At 59.0% G+C, this 16,155-nt stretch carries 13 protein-coding genes; 10 read left to right on the top strand and 3 right to left on the bottom strand.

Features of this window, described 5'->3' with window-relative positions; genetic code table 11:
• The first annotated feature begins 15 nt into the window (after positions 1–15).
• A complete protein-coding gene (locus tag ACR0NO_RS03790) occupies positions 16–477 on the top strand; it encodes a hypothetical protein (protein WP_170374695.1) in 462 nt (153 codons plus the stop codon).
• A gap of 87 nt (positions 478–564) precedes the next feature.
• Here the strand turns inward: ACR0NO_RS03790 and ACR0NO_RS03785 are convergent, their stop codons facing one another.
• Positions 565–1,689 (bottom strand): beta-ketoacyl-ACP synthase III, encoded by a 1,125-nt coding sequence (locus ACR0NO_RS03785; RefSeq protein WP_480723027.1) that lies wholly within the window; start codon positions 1,687–1,689, stop codon positions 565–567.
• A gap of 168 nt (positions 1,690–1,857) precedes the next feature.
• Between ACR0NO_RS03785 and ACR0NO_RS03780 the strand changes: the two genes are divergently transcribed.
• Genes ACR0NO_RS03780 through ACR0NO_RS03770 form a run of 3 tightly spaced genes read left to right on the top strand, consistent with a single transcriptional unit; the run spans position 1,858 to position 6,412 of the window.
• The gene (locus ACR0NO_RS03780; protein WP_170718857.1) at positions 1,858–2,325 is read left to right on the top strand and encodes a MarR family transcriptional regulator; all 468 of its coding nucleotides are present in this window, start codon (positions 1,858–1,860) and stop codon (positions 2,323–2,325) included.
• Positions 2,322–3,359 (top strand): efflux RND transporter periplasmic adaptor subunit, encoded by a 1,038-nt coding sequence (locus tag ACR0NO_RS03775; RefSeq protein ID WP_480723026.1) that lies wholly within the window; start codon positions 2,322–2,324, stop codon positions 3,357–3,359. The genes ACR0NO_RS03780 and ACR0NO_RS03775 overlap by 4 nt, the downstream gene beginning before the upstream one ends.
• Positions 3,360–3,370: 11 nt before the next feature.
• On the top strand, positions 3,371–6,412 hold the full coding sequence (locus ACR0NO_RS03770) for an efflux RND transporter permease subunit (protein ID WP_480723025.1): 3,042 nt from the start codon (positions 3,371–3,373) through the stop codon (positions 6,410–6,412).
• Between the two features lie 54 nt (positions 6,413–6,466).
• Here ACR0NO_RS03770 and carB read toward each other — a convergent pair whose 3' ends face one another.
• The gene (gene carB / locus ACR0NO_RS03765) at positions 6,467–9,811 is read right to left on the bottom strand and encodes a carbamoyl-phosphate synthase large subunit (RefSeq protein ID WP_480723024.1); all 3,345 of its coding nucleotides are present in this window, start codon (positions 9,809–9,811) and stop codon (positions 6,467–6,469) included.
• 177 nt (positions 9,812–9,988) lie between these two features.
• Here carB and ACR0NO_RS03760 point away from each other — a divergent pair, with 177 nt between their 5' ends.
• The 4 genes from ACR0NO_RS03760 (at position 9,989) to aspS (ending at position 14,236) form a co-directional block, all read left to right on the top strand.
• Positions 9,989–11,116, top strand: a complete 1,128-nt coding sequence (locus ACR0NO_RS03760; RefSeq protein WP_480723113.1) for an aminodeoxychorismate synthase component I — start codon at positions 9,989–9,991, stop codon at positions 11,114–11,116.
• Positions 11,071–11,715 carry an aminotransferase class IV family protein gene (locus ACR0NO_RS03755; RefSeq protein WP_480723023.1) on the top strand — a complete coding sequence of 215 codons (645 nt, stop codon included), beginning with the start codon at positions 11,071–11,073 and terminating at the stop codon, positions 11,713–11,715. Before ACR0NO_RS03760 ends, ACR0NO_RS03755 begins: the two co-directional genes overlap by 46 nt.
• Positions 11,712–12,383: a CPBP family intramembrane glutamic endopeptidase gene (locus ACR0NO_RS03750; protein ID WP_480723022.1), complete on the top strand. Its 672-nt coding sequence runs from the start codon at positions 11,712–11,714 to the stop codon at positions 12,381–12,383. Before ACR0NO_RS03755 ends, ACR0NO_RS03750 begins: the two co-directional genes overlap by 4 nt.
• Positions 12,384–12,460: 77 nt before the next feature.
• Positions 12,461–14,236 (top strand): aspartate--tRNA ligase, encoded by a 1,776-nt coding sequence (aspS, locus tag ACR0NO_RS03745; protein WP_480723021.1) that lies wholly within the window; start codon positions 12,461–12,463, stop codon positions 14,234–14,236.
• Positions 14,237–14,604: 368 nt separating this feature from the next.
• On the opposite strand, the gene ACR0NO_RS03740 is transcribed toward aspS, so the two are convergent.
• Entirely contained in the window at positions 14,605–15,321 is a 717-nt protein-coding gene (locus tag ACR0NO_RS03740) for a response regulator (RefSeq protein WP_170643123.1), read from the bottom strand.
• A gap of 135 nt (positions 15,322–15,456) precedes the next feature.
• Here ACR0NO_RS03740 and mce point away from each other — a divergent pair, with 135 nt between their 5' ends.
• Both mce and ACR0NO_RS03730 read left to right on the top strand, forming a co-directional pair.
• Positions 15,457–15,861: a methylmalonyl-CoA epimerase gene (gene mce, locus ACR0NO_RS03735; RefSeq protein ID WP_170374728.1), complete on the top strand. Its 405-nt coding sequence runs from the start codon at positions 15,457–15,459 to the stop codon at positions 15,859–15,861.
• A 21-nt stretch (positions 15,862–15,882) separates the two neighbouring features.
• Positions 15,883–16,155 (top strand): DUF1467 family protein, encoded by a 273-nt coding sequence (locus ACR0NO_RS03730; protein WP_480723020.1) that lies wholly within the window; start codon positions 15,883–15,885, stop codon positions 16,153–16,155.

Genomic DNA, 16,155 nt, shown 5'->3' with positions numbered 1-16,155 from the left:
AGCAAAGGTAGAACTATGGCAGATATCGGGGCCTATCTTAAGAAACACACCGAAGCCTTGGTGAAAGATGTCGGGATTGAAGCCGCGTGCGAGATCACAGGCAAATCAAAGGCAACGCTCGGCCGCTACTATTCGGACAACTCGGAACACGCGGATCGGTTCATGCCCGTTGACGCGGTGGCGCGGCTAGAGAACGCGGCCAACTATCCGCATGTTACCTCGGCACTGGCGGATCTGAAGAACATCACCCTGTCTTACGGGGATCGCAATACGGATTCCCCGCGTACAGGTGGCGTTAACGCGGATGTCATCGCCCTGAGCCAGCGGTTTGCCATGCTGATGACCGAGTATCAGGCGGCCATCGAAGACGGGATCATTACCGTCAACGAAGCCAAGCGCCTGCTGAAGGAAACCAGCCTTTTGCAGCAGGTACTGATCGAGATGAAACTGCATCTCGAAGAAGAGAGCGTCAGTTAAGAGTTGGCACCAGGCGCCTTTGGGCGGTCGTTGTTAGAACGTGCTTTTTGCACCGCCACCTGACGGCTTCTACTATACAGTGTCAGATCAGGATTTCCGTTTCACAATTACGGAGCCAACCGAATAGCCAGCCCCGAATGAGCAGATCAGCCCGATATCCCCGTCCTCAAGATCGTCCGAGTATTTGGAGAAGGCGATAATCGATCCGGCTGAGGACGTGTTGGCATAGTCCTGCAAGATGTTGGGTTGCTCACCCGCCTCTGGGACACGTCCAAGGACCTTCTTGCCGATGAAATCGTTCATAGTCTTGTTGGCCTGATGCAGCCACAGACGTGTCAGGTCGTCGCTGCCGATGCCTTCGGCCTCCATGTGGTCGCTGATATGCTGGCTGACCATGGGCAGTACTTCCTTGAAGACCTTGCGCCCGTTCTGCATGAACTGCATGTCGCGCCGGTCGATCATCCCATCAGGGCGCGAGCGGCGCAGAAAGCCGTTATTGTTGCGGATATTGTTCGAGAAACTGGTGGCGCAGCGGGTCGACAGGACCTCAAAATGCGGGCCTTGCGCGTCTTCGATGCGTTCGATCAGGGTGGCCGTGGCCACATCGCCGAAGATGAAATGGCAATCCCGGTCGCGCCATTCCAGATGGCCCGAGCATATCTCGGGGTTCACAACCAATGCGGACCGAACTGAACCCGACCGCACCATATCCGCTGCCGCCTGAATGCCAAACGTGGCCGAGGAACATGCGACATTCATGTCAAACCCAAAACCCTTGATGCCCAAAGCCTGCTGTATCTCGATGGCAATGGCCGGGTAGGCCCGTTCGTGGTTCGAGGCCGCGCAGATCACCAGATCGACATCTGCCGCCGTCCGACCAGCCTGCGCCAGTGCTTTGTTGCAGGCATCCACCGCCATTTCGGTCATGATCCCTGGCTCGTCATCGCCGCGCTGGCGCAAAGCGGGGTGCATGGTGTCGGGGTCCAACACGCCGGATTTATCCATCACATAGCGGTTTTCGATGCCGGACGCCTTGACGATGAACTCCTCGGACGAATGCTGCATCGGCTCCATCTGTCCGGCTTCGATGGCCTGGGCGTTCTCTGCATTCACCTTATCGGCATAGGCGTTGAAGGCTTGCACCAGCTCGGCATTGGTGATGACGTTTTCGGGCGTGAAAACGCCTGTACCGGTGATTGCAGGGATATACATGGCAAGTCCTGAACGTTTTGGGTTTGCTCAAAATGCAGTCACAGGGGCATTTGATCAAGTCTTGGTTACCCGAGGGAAGCTAGGCCGGAGGGTGATTCTCCACTTCAGTTATTGAATAGTTCATAATTTGAAGTATATGACCCGCAACGACGTCTCGGAGTCTCTTCAATGTCAGACAGTATCAGCGACAGGCTTGGCCGCCTGAGCCCAGAAATTCAGGCCATCATGGGCGTCTATGCGCTCTATTGGAAACTCGAAGAGACCTTCGACACTATCGAAACTGACCTGAGCCACCCGGAATGCCATATGCTGATCAAGCTGGATGAACCCAAGCGAATGGGTGTTCTGGCAGCCGATATGCTCAGCGTGCCATCCACAATTACGGCCACTGCGGATGCTTTGGAAGAAGCCGGCTATCTGGCGCGCCAGCGCGATCCCAACGATCGCCGTGCCTGGTTGCTGGTGCTGACCGAACAAGGCGAGCGCGCGCGTGACATGTTGGTGTCAGCAGCCGGAGATCTGTTTCACAAGGCCTCTGGCCTGAATGCAGAAGAAACAGCCGAGTTCGCCCGGATGGCGAGCAAGATTCGTGACAACGTACTGAAAACGGGAATTCCCGAGGGATTGAAGAAATGAAACAGCTGACTTCTCTGGGCCTTCTGTTGGCCGTTTTGGCGACGCCGCTTGTCGCGCAAGAGACCGCGAAACCGGTCAAGCTAATGCAGGTGCAGGAAACGGCACCGGGTTTCACACGGCAGTTTTTCGGCCGCGTTGCTGCGCGTCAGACCGTTGATTTGGCCTTTCAGGTTCCGGGGCAGATTGTCGAGATGCCCGTCACCGAGGGGTTCGTCATCCCAAAGGACGGTCTGATTGCCCGTCTGGATCAGGAGCCATTTGAACTCAGGCTGGATCGCGCCCGCCTGCAGAAAGAACAGGCTGACCGCACCGTCGCGCGCCTGTCGCGGCTGCGCGGCACTACCGCCAGCCAAGTGGCAGTCGATGATTCCGAAACCGAAGCGCAACTGGCCGCTATCGCCGTACGCGACGCGGAATACGAGCTGGAACACGCGACACTGACAGCCCCGTTCGACGCGCTTGTGTCAAGTCGCGCAGTTGAGGCTTTTACAACAGTGTCGGCGGGGACGCCGATCGTGCGTATTCACGATATGTCGGAGCTGCGGATCGAGGTGGACGTCCCCGAGATCCTGTTCCAACGCTCGGGGCAGCAGGATGACATCACGATCACCGCAAAATTCCCCGTAAGCGACGAGGTCTTCCCGCTGGAAATCCGCGAGTTCGACGCTGAGACCTCAAGTGTTGGGCAGACTTTCCGCATTCAGTTCGGCCTGACCCCGCCTGAGGGGCTGCAGATCCTGCCCGGCTCGTCCGTGTCGGTAAACGTACACGTAAGGGATGGCCGCACGGGGATCGTTCTGCCGGCGTCTGCCATCGTCGCTGGCGCGGATGGTGCACTGGGCGTGATGGTCTTTTCTCCGGCTGGCGCAGATGAGGGCACGGTACGCCTTGCACCCGTAACCATCGAACCGACTCAGACCGGCGAAGTCCGTGTTCTAACTGGCTTGGAAGATGGCGATGAGGTTGTTGTCGCGGGCGGTTCGGCGTTGACAGACGGCCAAGTCGTGCGCCGTTTCACCGGCTTCTCGAACTAAGGGGCGGGCGGATGAGAATTGCACGCGCATCTATCGACCGGCCGCTTTACACGTGGCTGATCATCCTGATCGCCCTGTTTGGCGGTATTTGGGGCTTCCTTTCCCTGGGGCGCCTGGAAGACCCGGCTTTTACAATCAAAAACGCAGTGATCGTCACGCAATACCCCGGCGCTACGGCCGAGCAGGTGGCGCTGGAAGTCTCTGAACCTCTGGAATCGGCGATCCAGCAAATGGGTGAGGTGGATACGATCACCTCGTTGAACCAGCCGGGGCAGTCCCTGATCGAGGTTGAGATCAAATCCACATATGACGGCAGCGAATTGCCCGCCATCTGGACGCGCCTGCGTGCCAAAGTGCGCGATGCGGCGCGGGGCCTGCCATCCGGTGTAAACCAGCCCTATGTCAATGATGGTTTCGGCGACGTGTTCGGCTTGTTCTATGCGGTAACTGCTGAAGGGTTCTCGGACGCTGAAAAGCACGAACTGGCGACCTTTCTGCGGCGTGAGCTGTTAACGGTCGACGGCGTTGCCGATGTCGAAGTTCAGGGCTTGCCGCAAGAGGCGATCTTCATCGAACCGGATCTGTCCATCTCGGTGAACCAGAACGTCCCCATCCAAGCCATCAACGAGGCAATTGCCAACGCGGATTCGGTCAACTCCTCCGGCTCGGTTCGGTCCGAGAACGACCGCACCACCATTTTGACAGCCGAAGGGTCGGATAGTGTATCGGCCATCGCCGGGTTGTCCGTCGGCTCGCAAGGACAGGTGATCAACCTGTTTGACATGTCCAACGTCTACCGCGCCCGTCAGACCGACCCAGATATCATGATCCGCTTCGATGGGACCGAGGCCTTTACTTTGGGCATTGCCGGTTTGGCCGCCGAGAATATCGTCGAAGTCGGCAAACGCGCGGATGCCAAATTTGCGGAACTGGATACGCAAATCCCTTTTGGCGTGGAAATTCTGCCTATCTACCAGCAGCATGTGGTGGTCGAGCAAGCCTCGAACGACTTTCTTGTGAACCTCGCCATGTCGGTGATCATTGTGGTCGCTGTTCTGGGTCTCTTTATGGGATGGCGCGCTGCCGTTGTGGTCGGGTGGACACTTCTGCTGACCGTGGTCGGGACACTACTGTTCATGGCGCTGTTCTCGATTGAGATGGAGCGCATCTCGCTGGGTGCCCTGATCATTGCGATGGGGATGCTGGTGGACAATGCCATCGTGGTGGCCGAGGGCATGCAGATCGCGATGCTACGCGGCAAATCCTCGCGCGATGCGGCGGATGAGGTGGCTTCGAAAACGCAGATCCCGCTGCTGGGCGCCACAGTCATCGGCATCATGGCCTTTGCGGGCATCGGTCTCAGCCCCGATGCGACCGGAGAATTCCTGTTCTCGCTCTTTGCAGTTATCGGGATCTCATTGCTGCTTAGCTGGGTTCTGGCAATCACCGTAACCCCGATGTTGGCGCATTACTTCTTCAAGCAAGGCAAAGAGGGTGAAGTTGACGCCTATGGCAGCCTTCTTTTCCGTGTTTACGGTGCGATCCTGCGCTGGGCGTTGCGGTTCCGCTGGCTCGTTGTGGCCGGGCTGATCTCTGTGACGGTGGCTTGTTATGCGGGCTTTGGCTTGATGAAGCAGCAGTTCTTCCCGGATTCGAATACGCCGCTGTTCTTTGTCCACTACAAGCTGCCTCAGGGCACACCAATCTCGCGTACCTCAGCAGATATGGCCGTGGTCGAGGATTGGCTGGCCGAACGTGACGATGTGGTGTCCGTCACCACATTTGTCGGGCAGGGCGCGACCCGTTTCATGCTGACCTACAGCGCTGAGGACCCGAACCCGAGCTATGGTCACATGATCATTCGGACGGAAACGCTCGAGGATATCCCAACGCTACAGGCCGAGCTTGAGGCCTTTGGGGTGGCTCAGTTCCCTGAAAGCGAGTTTCGCACCAAACGGCTGGTCTTTGGTCCGGGTGGAGGCACGCCGATTCAAGCCCGCTTCTCGGGTAGCGACCCAGCCGTGCTGCGGCAGTTGGCTGACGAAGCGGTTCAACGCATGGCGGCTGCTACGCCGAACGCGCTGAACATCCATCATGACTGGCGCGAGAAAGAGCTGGCGGTGCAACCGATCTACGCGACCGAACGCGCGCAGACGGCTGGCGTATCGCGTGAGGATATTGCGGCCACGCTGCAATTCTCGACCGACGGCATCACCGGAGGTGTCCTGCGTGAGCGTGACCGCCTGATACCGATCATTCTGCGCCGCCCTGCCGAGGGTGACTATTCGATTGTCGATCAGGTCGTATATTCCGATCAGTCGGGCCAATTCGTGCCCATCGAACAGATGGTGGATGGGTTCGAATACCAGTTGCTCAACACCGAGGTCCACCGGCGCAACCGGGTTCTGACAATCACCGTTGGCGCGGATATCCTACCAGATGTGACCGCAGCGCAGGTGCATTCCGAGGTGCGCGCAACGATTGAAGAGATGGATCTGCCACCCGGCTATCGTATGGAATGGGGAGGTGAGTTCGAGGACTCGGGCGATGCCCAGGAAAGCCTTGGTAGGCAATTGCCACTGAGCCTGTTGATCATGGTGCTGATCTCGGTGCTGCTGTTCAATGCAATCCGCCAACCGGTCATCATCTGGCTTTTGGTTCCCATGTCTGTGAACGGTGTGGTGATCGGTTTGCTGGGCACCGGACTGCCGTTCACCTTTACGGCGCTTCTGGGTCTGCTCAGCCTGTCGGGGATGCTGATCAAGAATGGTATCGTTTTGGTCGAAGAGATTGACCTGGTCCGCGCGACGGGCAAACCGCTGCAGGAGTCGATCATCGAAGCATCCGTCTCGCGTCTGCGGCCGGTGATGCTGGCGGCGATTACAACGATCCTTGGGATGGCCCCGCTGCTGACCGACGCTTTCTTCGTCTCGATGGCAGTTACGATCATGGGCGGGCTGGCTTTTGCTACGGTCCTGACCATGGTCGCGGCCCCGGTCTTCTACCTGCTGTTCTTTCAGCGAGATGAGAAACGGCAAGCGGTTGCTGCTTAAATGAAATCCCCCGGTCAACGACCGGGGGTTTTGCTTTTTCCTTGGTGCTGCAGGTCAGCCCTGCAGCGATTTCACCTCGACGTCACCTTCGGCCTGCGCCTTGATCGCCAACGCTGCTGCGTAGCTGGCGGCGGCGGTGGTGAAATAGGGGATCTTGTCATACAGAGCGATTGAGCGGATCGACCGGCTGTCTTCCACCGCCTGTGCGCCTTCGGTTGAGTTCATCACCAGCTGAACACCGCCGTCTTTCATCAGGTCAGTCACATCGGGGCGTCCCTCATAGACCTTGTTGACCACTTCGCAAGGTACGCCCTGCGTGTCCAACCAGGTTTGCGTGCCGCGTGTGGCGACCAGTTCAAAGCCCTGATCGACCAGAACGCGCGCGGCCTCCAACATGTCCGGCCCTTTGTCGGCGTCCTTGATCGAGATGAATGCGCGGCCCGATGACGGCAGCACCATGCCAGCGCCTATCTGTGCCTTCAGGAAGGCGCGCGGGAAGTCGCGATCCCAGCCCATGACCTCACCAGTCGAGCGCATTTCCGGGCCCAGAATGGTGTCGACGCCGGGGAAGCGGGCGAAGGGCAGCACGGCCTCTTTCACCGAGAACCACGGCATGTCCGGGTCGGCCAGCGTCATCTGGTCGGCGATCTTGCTGTCGTCGACTGTTTTGTAGGGCGGGCGTTTCGGGAAGTCCGCCAGTTTCTCACCCGCCATGACCCGCGCTGCGATGGACGCAATCGCGCTGTCGGTGGCTTTGGCGACGAAGGGAACGGTACGCGAGGCGCGCGGGTTTACTTCGATCAGGTAGATCTCACCATCCTTGATTGCGAACTGAACGTTCATCAGGCCGACCACGTTCAACGCTTTGGCCAGTTTGAACGCCTGTTCTTTGATCTGTTCGATGATCTCTTTCGAAAGCGAATAGGGCGGCAGCGAACAGGCCGAGTCACCCGAGTGAACGCCCGCCTCTTCGATGTGTTGCATGATGCCCGCAACGTGAACGTCGGTGCCATCGCACAGCGCATCGACGTCCAGCTCCACCGCGCCCGCCAGATAGCTGTCCAGTAGAACTGGGCTGTCGCCCGAGACCACAACGGCCTCGTTGATGTAGCGCCGCAGCTGATCTATATCGCGCACGATCTCCATCGCGCGGCCACCCAGAACGTAAGAAGGGCGGATCACCAGCGGGAAGCCGATTTCTTCGGCGATCTCAAGCGCCTGTTCATCGGTCGAAGCGATGCCGTTTTTCGGCTGCTTCAGGCCCAGCTCGTTGACCAGCGCCTGGAAGCGTTCACGGTCTTCGGCCAGGTCGATCGCGTCGGGCGTGGTGCCGAGGATCGGAATGCCTTCGGCCTCAAGCGCGTTGGCCAGTTTCAACGGAGTCTGACCGCCGAACTGAACGATGACGCCGTGCAGCGTGCCGTTTTCCTGCTCTTTCGTCAGGATTTCCATGACATGCTCAAAAGTCAGCGGCTCGAAGTACAAACGGTCCGAGGTGTCATAGTCGGTCGAAACCGTCTCAGGGTTGCAGTTGACCATGATGGTCTCATAACCCGCGTCGGTCAGTGCGAAGCAGGCGTGACAGCAGCAATAGTCGAACTCGATGCCCTGACCGATCCGGTTCGGACCACCGCCGAGGATGACGACCTTTTTGCGGTCGCTTGGACGCGCCTCACACTCGACTTCACCCATCATCGGAGCTTCGTAGGTCGAGTACATATAAGGTGTCTGCGCTTCGAATTCGGCGGCGCAGGTGTCAATGCGTTTGAACACGGCCTTTACGCCCAGATTGCGGCGGGCGCGGCGGACGTTGTCTTCGTCACGGCCAGTCAGGTTGCCCAGACGTGCGTCGGTGAAGCCCAGCATTTTCAGTTTTCGGATGCCGTCCTCGGTGACCGGCAGGCCGTCTTTGCGGACCTGGCGTTCGGCCTCGATGATCTCGCGGATGCGGGCCAGGAACCAAGGGTCGAATTTGGTAACGCCGAAAATCTCATCATCGGAAAGACCATGACGCATGGCCTGCGCGATGGTGCGCAGGCGGTCTGGGGTCTGCTGGCTGATCGCTTTGATCACGGCAGCCTTGTCGTCCGCTTCTTCCCAAACGCCGACGTTCAGGCCGGGTATTTCGATCTCATCAAAACCGGTCAGACCCGATTCCATCGAAGCCAGCGCCTTTTGCATCGATTCGTGGATGGTGCGACCGATGGACATTGCCTCACCTACCGACTTCATCGCGGTGGTCAGGTAGGGCTCAGACCCCGGGAATTTCTCGAAGGCGAATTTCGGGATCTTTGTGACGACATAGTCAATGGTCGGCTCGAACGACGCGGGCGTGACTTTGGTGATGTCGTTGTCCAACTCGTCCAGCGTGTAGCCGACGGCTAGTTTCGCGGCGATCTTGGCAATCGGGAAACCGGTCGCTTTGGAGGCCAGAGCGGATGAGCGCGATACACGCGGGTTCATCTCGATCACGACCATGCGACCATCTTCGGGATTGATCGCCCATTGTACGTTCGACCCGCCGGTTTCGACACCGATCTCTCGCAGAACGGCGATCGAGCCGTTGCGCATGATCTGGTATTCCTTGTCGGTCAGGGTCAGGGCAGGGGCCACAGTGATCGAGTCACCCGTATGCACGCCCATCGGATCGACGTTTTCGATGGAACATACAATGATCGCGTTGTCGGCAGTGTCGCGCACCACCTCCATCTCGTATTCTTTCCAACCCAGCAGGCTTTCGTCGACGAGAATCTGATTGACCGGCGAGGCATCCATGCCCGAGCGGCAGAAATGGATGTAGTCCTCGCGGTTATAGGCCACACCGCCGCCTGTGCCGCCCAAGGTAAAAGCAGGGCGGATAATGGCAGGCAAGCCGATCTCTTCCAGCTCATCCAATGCCATCTGCACGCCAGCATCCAGATCGGTGGAGCCGTCTTCGCGCTTGGGGGCGGTCACGATGGTCGCCTTGGGGTTCTCAAGGCCCAGCCGGTCCATCGCCTCGCGGAACAGGGCGCGGTCTTCGGCCATTTCGATGGCGTCGCGCTTGGCGCCGATCATCTCGACGCCGAACTTGTCCAGCACACCCATCTCTTCCAGCGCGAGCGAGGTATTCAGGCCGGTCTGACCGCCCATGGTCGGCAGCAGGGCATCGGGGCGCTCTTTCTCGATGATCTTGGCGACCACTTCGGGAGTGATCGGCTCAATATACGTCGCGTCGGCCAGACCCGGATCGGTCATGATCGTCGCCGGGTTCGAGTTCACCAGAATGACCCGGTACCCTTCCTCGCGCAGCGCCTTACATGCCTGAGCACCGGAATAGTCAAACTCGCAGGCTTGTCCGATAACAATGGGACCCGCCCCAATGATCATGATCGACTGGATGTCGGTTCTTCTCGGCATGGCCTTGTTCCTTCGATTGTCAGCGAGTCAGGGCACCGCCCCAGCGCCCAAATTGTCCTGCGTTATAGGGACCGCGCGAAAAGGTGCAAGAGGTATCGGGAACAGAGGTGAAATTGCCGCTTTCCCCCCTTTCCCTTGGCAGAGTATTCTCTATATCGCGCATCACGGCTTATGAGGATGCACTTGCGTATTCGTTTTGATCAGGGACCTGCCGGTCCGGGAACCCGGTTCGACCGGCCATCCCACATCATCCGGGCGGATGCCGCGGACGAGGTGCCACAGGCGTTGGCGGCCCTCGATGACGCGCGCGCGGCGGGTAGTTGGCTGGCTGGTTATGCCAGCTATGAGCTGGGCTATGTGCTGGAACCTCGGCTGCTTGGTTTGTTGCCGCGTGAACGGAAACTGCCGCTGCTGTGTTTCGGCGTCTATGACGCACCGGATCAAGGCGCGCTACCCAAAGCGCAAGGCGGCGTATCCGCGTTTCAGCCGCGTTGGGATGAAGCACGCTACAGTCAGGCCTTCCGGGCAGTGCATGATGCTATCGGGGCAGGGGATATTTATCAGGCGAACCTGACCTTCCCGATTGATCTGCAGGTCGATGGGGAGAGCGCGGCGCTCTACGCGGCGCTGACGTCCGGCCAACCGGTCGGCCACGGAGCACTGGTTCAACAGGACGGTCTGCCGGACCTTCTAAGCCGCTCGCCCGAGCTGTTCTTCCGCACGGATGAGACTGGCCGGATCGAAACGCGGCCCATGAAGGGCACCCAACCGCGCAGTGAGGACATGGCAGAAGATGCCCGCCGCCGCAACTTCCTGTCCTCGGATGAGAAGAACCGGGCCGAGAACCTGATGATCGTTGACCTGCTGCGCAACGATATCAGCCGCGTGGCGCTGCCCGGTTCGGTTCACGTGCCCGAGCTGTTCAAGGTCGAAACCTATGCTACGGTGCATCAGATGGTCTCGCTGGTGCGGGCGCAGCTGCAGGTCGGGGCCGGGCTGTCCGACATCATCACGGCTCTGTTCCCTTGTGGTTCCATCACCGGCGCGCCCAAGATCCGTGCGATGGAGATCCTGTCCGAGCTGGAGCCCTGGGCGCGTGATATCTATTGCGGAACTATCGGCTGGGCCGCGCCGGATGGCCGGTCGGAATTCAACGTCGCCATCCGCACACTGATGATGGACGATGGAAACGCCACCCTGAATGTCGGCGGCGGCGTGGTTTGGGACAGCACAGCCCCATCTGAATACGAGGAGGCACTATGGAAAGCCCGATTCGCCCGCCAGTTGAGCCTGATTTCCGCCTGATCGAAACCCTTGGCTTTCACCCCGATCAGGGCTTCGTGCGGCGTGATCGGCACCTTGACCGCATGGCACGTACGGCAAAGGACTTGGCGCTGTCCTTCGACCGCAATGCGGTGCTTGCGATATTGTCCGGCGCTACTAGCGATGCCCCCTTGCGGTGTCGGTTGACCATGGATGTCCATGGAGGCTTTGACCTGACCACGGCCGCGTTAGCTGGCAATCCTGAGATCTGGCGGTTGGGGATTTCTCAGACCCGGCTGAACTCGGACGACATATGGTTGCAGCACAAAACCACGCGCCGCACTGTCTACGATTCTGCCCGAGCCTCCCTGCCGGATGGCATTGACGAGCTGATGTTCCTCAACGAGCGGGAAGAGCTGTGCGAAGGAACCATCACCAATCTGTTCATTGAAATGCCGGACGGGCGCAGGCTTACTCCCCTTCTGTCCTGCGGTCTTTTGCCGGGCATTCTGCGCGAACAGCTTTTGGAGGAGGGTTGGGCCGAGGCCGTTCTAACCATGAATGATCTGAGTTCCGCCAAGGCGATTTATATGGGCAACTCTCTGCGCGGCCTAATCCCCGCAAAGCTGGTGGCACTATGAGCAACGACAGCGCGTTGGATCACCGACCGGTGGCGATGGGGCGTCTGCGGCTTGAGTTCGGTGCGTTCTTCGTTGCGGTCCCTCTGCTGATTGCAGTCCTGTTCCCGCCCAACTGGATGTTCCCGGCTTTGTTTGCATTCACTGGGCTGGGCATTGTCCTGTTGCATGCCACACCGGGCTTCCAATGGGCCGAACTTCGCTACAATTGGGCAAACTGGTCGGTCCGTGAACTGGTCGCGTTCACGACAGCTACCGCACTGTTCTGCATTGCTCTTATCTACCTGACCCGCCCGGATGCCGCCTTTTTCCTTTTGATGCACCGGCCCGAGATGCTGGCCTTTATCTGGGTCGGCTATCCGCTACTGTCTGCGCTACCGCAAGAGCTGTTGTTCCGTCCGCTGTTTTACCGCCGCTACCATGGGGTCCTGCCTGAAGGCCGCAAGGCCGACCTCCTGAACGCGGCCATCTTTTCCTTCGCCCATCTGATGTACTGGAGCTGGATCGTCGCCGTCATGACTTTTGTTGGCGGCCTGCTGTTCAGCTGGGCCTATCGCAAACGAGGGTCCTTCTTCTACGCGGTGCTGCTGCACGCGATTGCAGGGAATATCATCTTTGCCGTGGGTCTGGGCGTGTATTTCTATTCCGGCAACGTTCAAAGGCCGTTTTGACGGCGCGACCTGCCTTGACTTTCCAAGCCTGACAGGGTGTATCGGCGCGACGAATTCTGCGCCCGAAGGGATATTCCATGCACGCCTATCGCAGCCACACCTGCGCCGCTCTGACCGCCGCCAATGTCGGTGAAACCGTCCGCCTGTCCGGTTGGGTGCATCGGGTCCGAGATCATGGCGGCGTGCTGTTCATCGACCTGCGCGACCATTTCGGTGTGACACAAGTTCTCTGCGATGGCGACAGCGCGGCTTTTGCCGAGCTTGAAAAAGTTCGCTCGGAATGGTGTATCCGCATCGACGGCACCGTCAAAGCGCGTGACGCCGATCTGGTGAACCCGAAACTGCCAACTGGCGAGATCGAGGTTTACGTGCGAGAGCTTGAGGTTCTGGGTGCCGCCGACGAACTGCCGCTGATGGTGTTCGGCGATCAGGAATACCCCGAGGAAACCCGCCTGCGCTATCGCTACCTCGACCTGCGCCGCGAGGCGATGCAGCAGAATATGACCCTGCGCTCGGACGTTGTGGCATCAATGCGTCGCCGCATGTGGGATCAGGGTTTCCGCGAGTATCAGACGCCGATCATCACCGCGTCCTCGCCCGAAGGCGCGCGCGACTTTTTGGTGCCCTCGCGTCTGCATCCGGGTAAGTTCTATGCACTGCCGCAGGCGCCGCAGCAATTCAAGCAGCTGATCATGGTGTCGGGCTTCGACAAGTATTTCCAGATCGCGCCGTGCTTCCGTGACGAAGATCCGCGCGCTGATCGTTCGCCGACCGATTTCTACCAGCTTGATCTTGAGATGTCGTTTGTCGAACAGCAGGACGTGTTCGACACGATCCAGCCCGTTTTGACTGGCGTGTTCGAAGAGTTCGGTGGCGGCCGTAAGGTGGATCAGGACTGGCCGCAGATTTCCTACAAGGACGCGGCCCTGTGGTATGGCAGTGACAAGCCCGACCTTCGGAACCCTATTAAAATGCAAGTGGTCTCCGACCACTTCCGCGGGTCTGGCTTCGCGATTTTCGCGAAGCTGTTGGAGCAGGAAGGCACCGAAATCCGCGCCATCCCAGCGCCGACTGGCGGTAGCCGCAAGTTCTGTGACCGTATGAACGCGTTTGCCCAGAAAGAGGGTCTGCCGGGGATGGGTTACATCTTCTGGCGCGATCAGGGCGAAGGGATGGAGGCCGCTGGCCCGCTTGCCAAGAATATCGGCCCCGAACGGACCGAGGCGATCCGTCAGCAACTGGGTCTGGGCGTCGGCGATGCGGCGTTCTTCCTTGGGGGCAAGCCCAAGGCCTTTGAAAAGGTCGCTGGCAAGGCGCGTGATGTGATCGGTGATGAGCTGGGCCTGACTGAGAAAGATCGTTTTGCCTTTGCCTGGATCGTGGATTTCCCGATTTACGAGCAGGACGAGGAAACCGGCGCGATCGACTTTGAACACAACCCGTTCTCGATGCCGCAGGGCGGTATGGAGGCGCTGAACGGCAATCCTCTGGACGTGCGTGGTTATCAATACGATCTGGCCTGCAACGGGTATGAGCTGGTTTCTGGCGCGATCCGGAACCACAAGCCGGAAATCATGCTGAAAGCATTTGAGTTGGCAGGCTACGGTGAGGACGAAGTGAAATCCCGATTTGGCGCCCTGTTCAACGCGTTCCACTACGGCGCGCCGCCACACGGTGGTTGTGCTGCGGGTATCGACCGGATCGTGATGCTGTTGGCGGATGAGGCCAATATTCGCGAGGTCATGATGTTCCCGATGAACCAACGCGCCGAAGATTTGATGATGGATGCGCCGTCCGATCCAAGCTCGGATCAATTGATGGAGCTGGGCCTTCGTATCATCCCACAGGAATAAAGAGACTACCGCCCGCTTCAAGCGGGCGGTTTGCTTTTGAGGGGGTGAAACAAAGCTTTAAGTGCGTATCACCTGATCGCGTCGATCACCGGGGCAAGACTGCGTTTGTATTTCGGTTCTGTCTCGCCACCTCAATCCCCTGATATGCCAGTGACCTTCCCGCGATGGTGGTGTCGCTCAGCGCATCAAGCAAACCTGACCTAGATCGCTTCGGGTTAAGCCTGCGACACGAATACCCTGCCACACTTTAGTCCAGAGGATTGGCCACTCCGACCCGTTTCGCCCGGATGGTCCGAGCCGAGTTTCGGGCCTGTCGGTATATCCACAAACACAACAGCGATGCGGTGATGAAATAGGCGGTGATCAATTCAGATAGCCTCTTTCTGCTGCAATCTGTCCTGAACGATCCCGGCGACTTGCGCGGCGCGTGCGGTGATCGGCGTGCCCTCGGAGCGCGACGCGGCAAGGTCCTGTGCCGCCTTGATCAAGACCAGATCATTGGCCTCACGCGCGACGCTGCCGAGAAACTGGGCTGCATAGTCCAATGTGCGGTGATCATTCGGACCGGCCAGCACATCGGCGATATGGGCCATGTCGTCCTGATAGGCGAGGGGATCTGGATGGATCTGCTCATCCCGGACCGCGTGTAGTTCGCTGGGGCGGCGGTCTTCGGGCAGCAGCTCGAGAATGGTTCTTTGAAAGAAGGCCATGGATTTGATTGGTTTATCCAGAAATCCATCTGCCCCGGCCTGCATCGCCTGTTCGCGGGTGCAGTCATCGCCGGACATGCCAAGGATCACGCCGATCCGAGGGGTAGCCTGCGTCAGTTCGGCAATCAGATCGGCGCCCGAGCCATCCGGCAACCCCATATCGACGACGATAATCGAGGGGCGATAGATTTGCAGGTGACGTCGGGCCGATTTCAGGCAATCTGCGCGCCGGATCCGGGCGCCGCTATGCAGGCACATCAGGCGGATCACGTCGCAGGAGTATCGGCTGTCTTCGACAACCAGAATGGTCTGTCCCCGCAACGGCCGGGTCGCGGTGGGTGTGGCAATGGTGGTCAATGGTCCCGAATCGTCCATGGCAGCTCTCCTATCCAGCAGATGCCTCACGCTAGGAACTTCTGGCTAACACAGGGTTAACGGGCAATTTGGCGCACTTGTTCTTTGACCGGGCAGCCCCCATAACCCAAGCAACGCAGGACAGAGGAGACTATCATGATTGGACGCCTGAACCACGTTGCCATCGCCGTTCCGGACCTTGAGGCCGCATCGGATCAATACCGCAATGCGCTGGGCGCCAAGGTGGGCGCGCCTCAGGATGAACCCGATCATGGTGTGACGGTCGTCTTCATCGAATTGCCCAACACGAAAATCGAGCTTCTGTATCCGCTGGGTGATGACAGCCCGATCAACGGGTTTCTGGAAAAGAACCCCGCCGGAGGTATCCACCACGTCTGCTACGAGGTCGACGATATCATCGCCGCGCGTGACCATCTTAAGGAAACCGGCGCGCGCGTCCTTGGCTCGGGTGAACCCAAGATCGGCGCCCATGGCAAACCGGTGCTGTTCTTGCACCCCAAAGATTTCAACGGTTGCCTGGTCGAGTTGGAACAGGTGTAACGCCAGCCCGGAGGGCCTGACATGACTATCACTGCCGCTTTGGTTCTGTTTGCTGTCATCTGGTTCATGACGCTGCTGATCGTTCTGCCTATTCGTATCAAGACGCAGGGCGATCTGGGGGATATCGTTCCGGGCACCCATGCGGGTGCGCCGGAAGAGCATCACATGAAAAAGAAGATGTGGATCACCACCGGCATTTCGATCATTCTATGGGCGATCATCGCCGGGATCATCCTATCAGGCGCGATTTCTGTGCGCGACTTCGACTGGTTGAACCAGTTGGAGCCGCGTTAA

The organism is Ruegeria sp. CL3 (assembly GCF_056536505.1).
Note: the sequence above shows the minus strand (reverse complement) of the source record. Positions and strands in the feature narration are given on the sequence as shown.

Bases quoted from the DNA above. Each gene is read 5' to 3' on its own strand.
- ACR0NO_RS03790 (WP_170374695.1), top strand. From the start codon at position 16: ATGGCAGATATCGGGGCCTATCTTAAGAAACACACCGAAGCCTTGGTG.
- ACR0NO_RS03785 (WP_480723027.1), bottom strand. From the start codon at position 1,689: ATGTATATCCCTGCAATCACCGGTACAGGCGTTTTCACGCCCGAAAAC.
- ACR0NO_RS03780 (WP_170718857.1), top strand. From the start codon at position 1,858: ATGTCAGACAGTATCAGCGACAGGCTTGGCCGCCTGAGCCCAGAAATT.
- ACR0NO_RS03775 (WP_480723026.1), top strand. From the start codon at position 2,322: ATGAAACAGCTGACTTCTCTGGGCCTTCTGTTGGCCGTTTTGGCGACG.
- ACR0NO_RS03770 (WP_480723025.1), top strand. From the start codon at position 3,371: ATGAGAATTGCACGCGCATCTATCGACCGGCCGCTTTACACGTGGCTG.
- carB (WP_480723024.1), bottom strand. From the start codon at position 9,811: ATGCCGAGAAGAACCGACATCCAGTCGATCATGATCATTGGGGCGGGT.
- ACR0NO_RS03760 (WP_480723113.1), top strand. From the start codon at position 9,989: ATGCACTTGCGTATTCGTTTTGATCAGGGACCTGCCGGTCCGGGAACC.
- ACR0NO_RS03755 (WP_480723023.1), top strand. From the start codon at position 11,071: ATGGAAAGCCCGATTCGCCCGCCAGTTGAGCCTGATTTCCGCCTGATC.
- ACR0NO_RS03750 (WP_480723022.1), top strand. From the start codon at position 11,712: ATGAGCAACGACAGCGCGTTGGATCACCGACCGGTGGCGATGGGGCGT.
- aspS (WP_480723021.1), top strand. From the start codon at position 12,461: ATGCACGCCTATCGCAGCCACACCTGCGCCGCTCTGACCGCCGCCAAT.
- ACR0NO_RS03740 (WP_170643123.1), bottom strand. From the start codon at position 15,321: ATGGACGATTCGGGACCATTGACCACCATTGCCACACCCACCGCGACC.
- mce (WP_170374728.1), top strand. From the start codon at position 15,457: ATGATTGGACGCCTGAACCACGTTGCCATCGCCGTTCCGGACCTTGAG.
- ACR0NO_RS03730 (WP_480723020.1), top strand. From the start codon at position 15,883: ATGACTATCACTGCCGCTTTGGTTCTGTTTGCTGTCATCTGGTTCATG.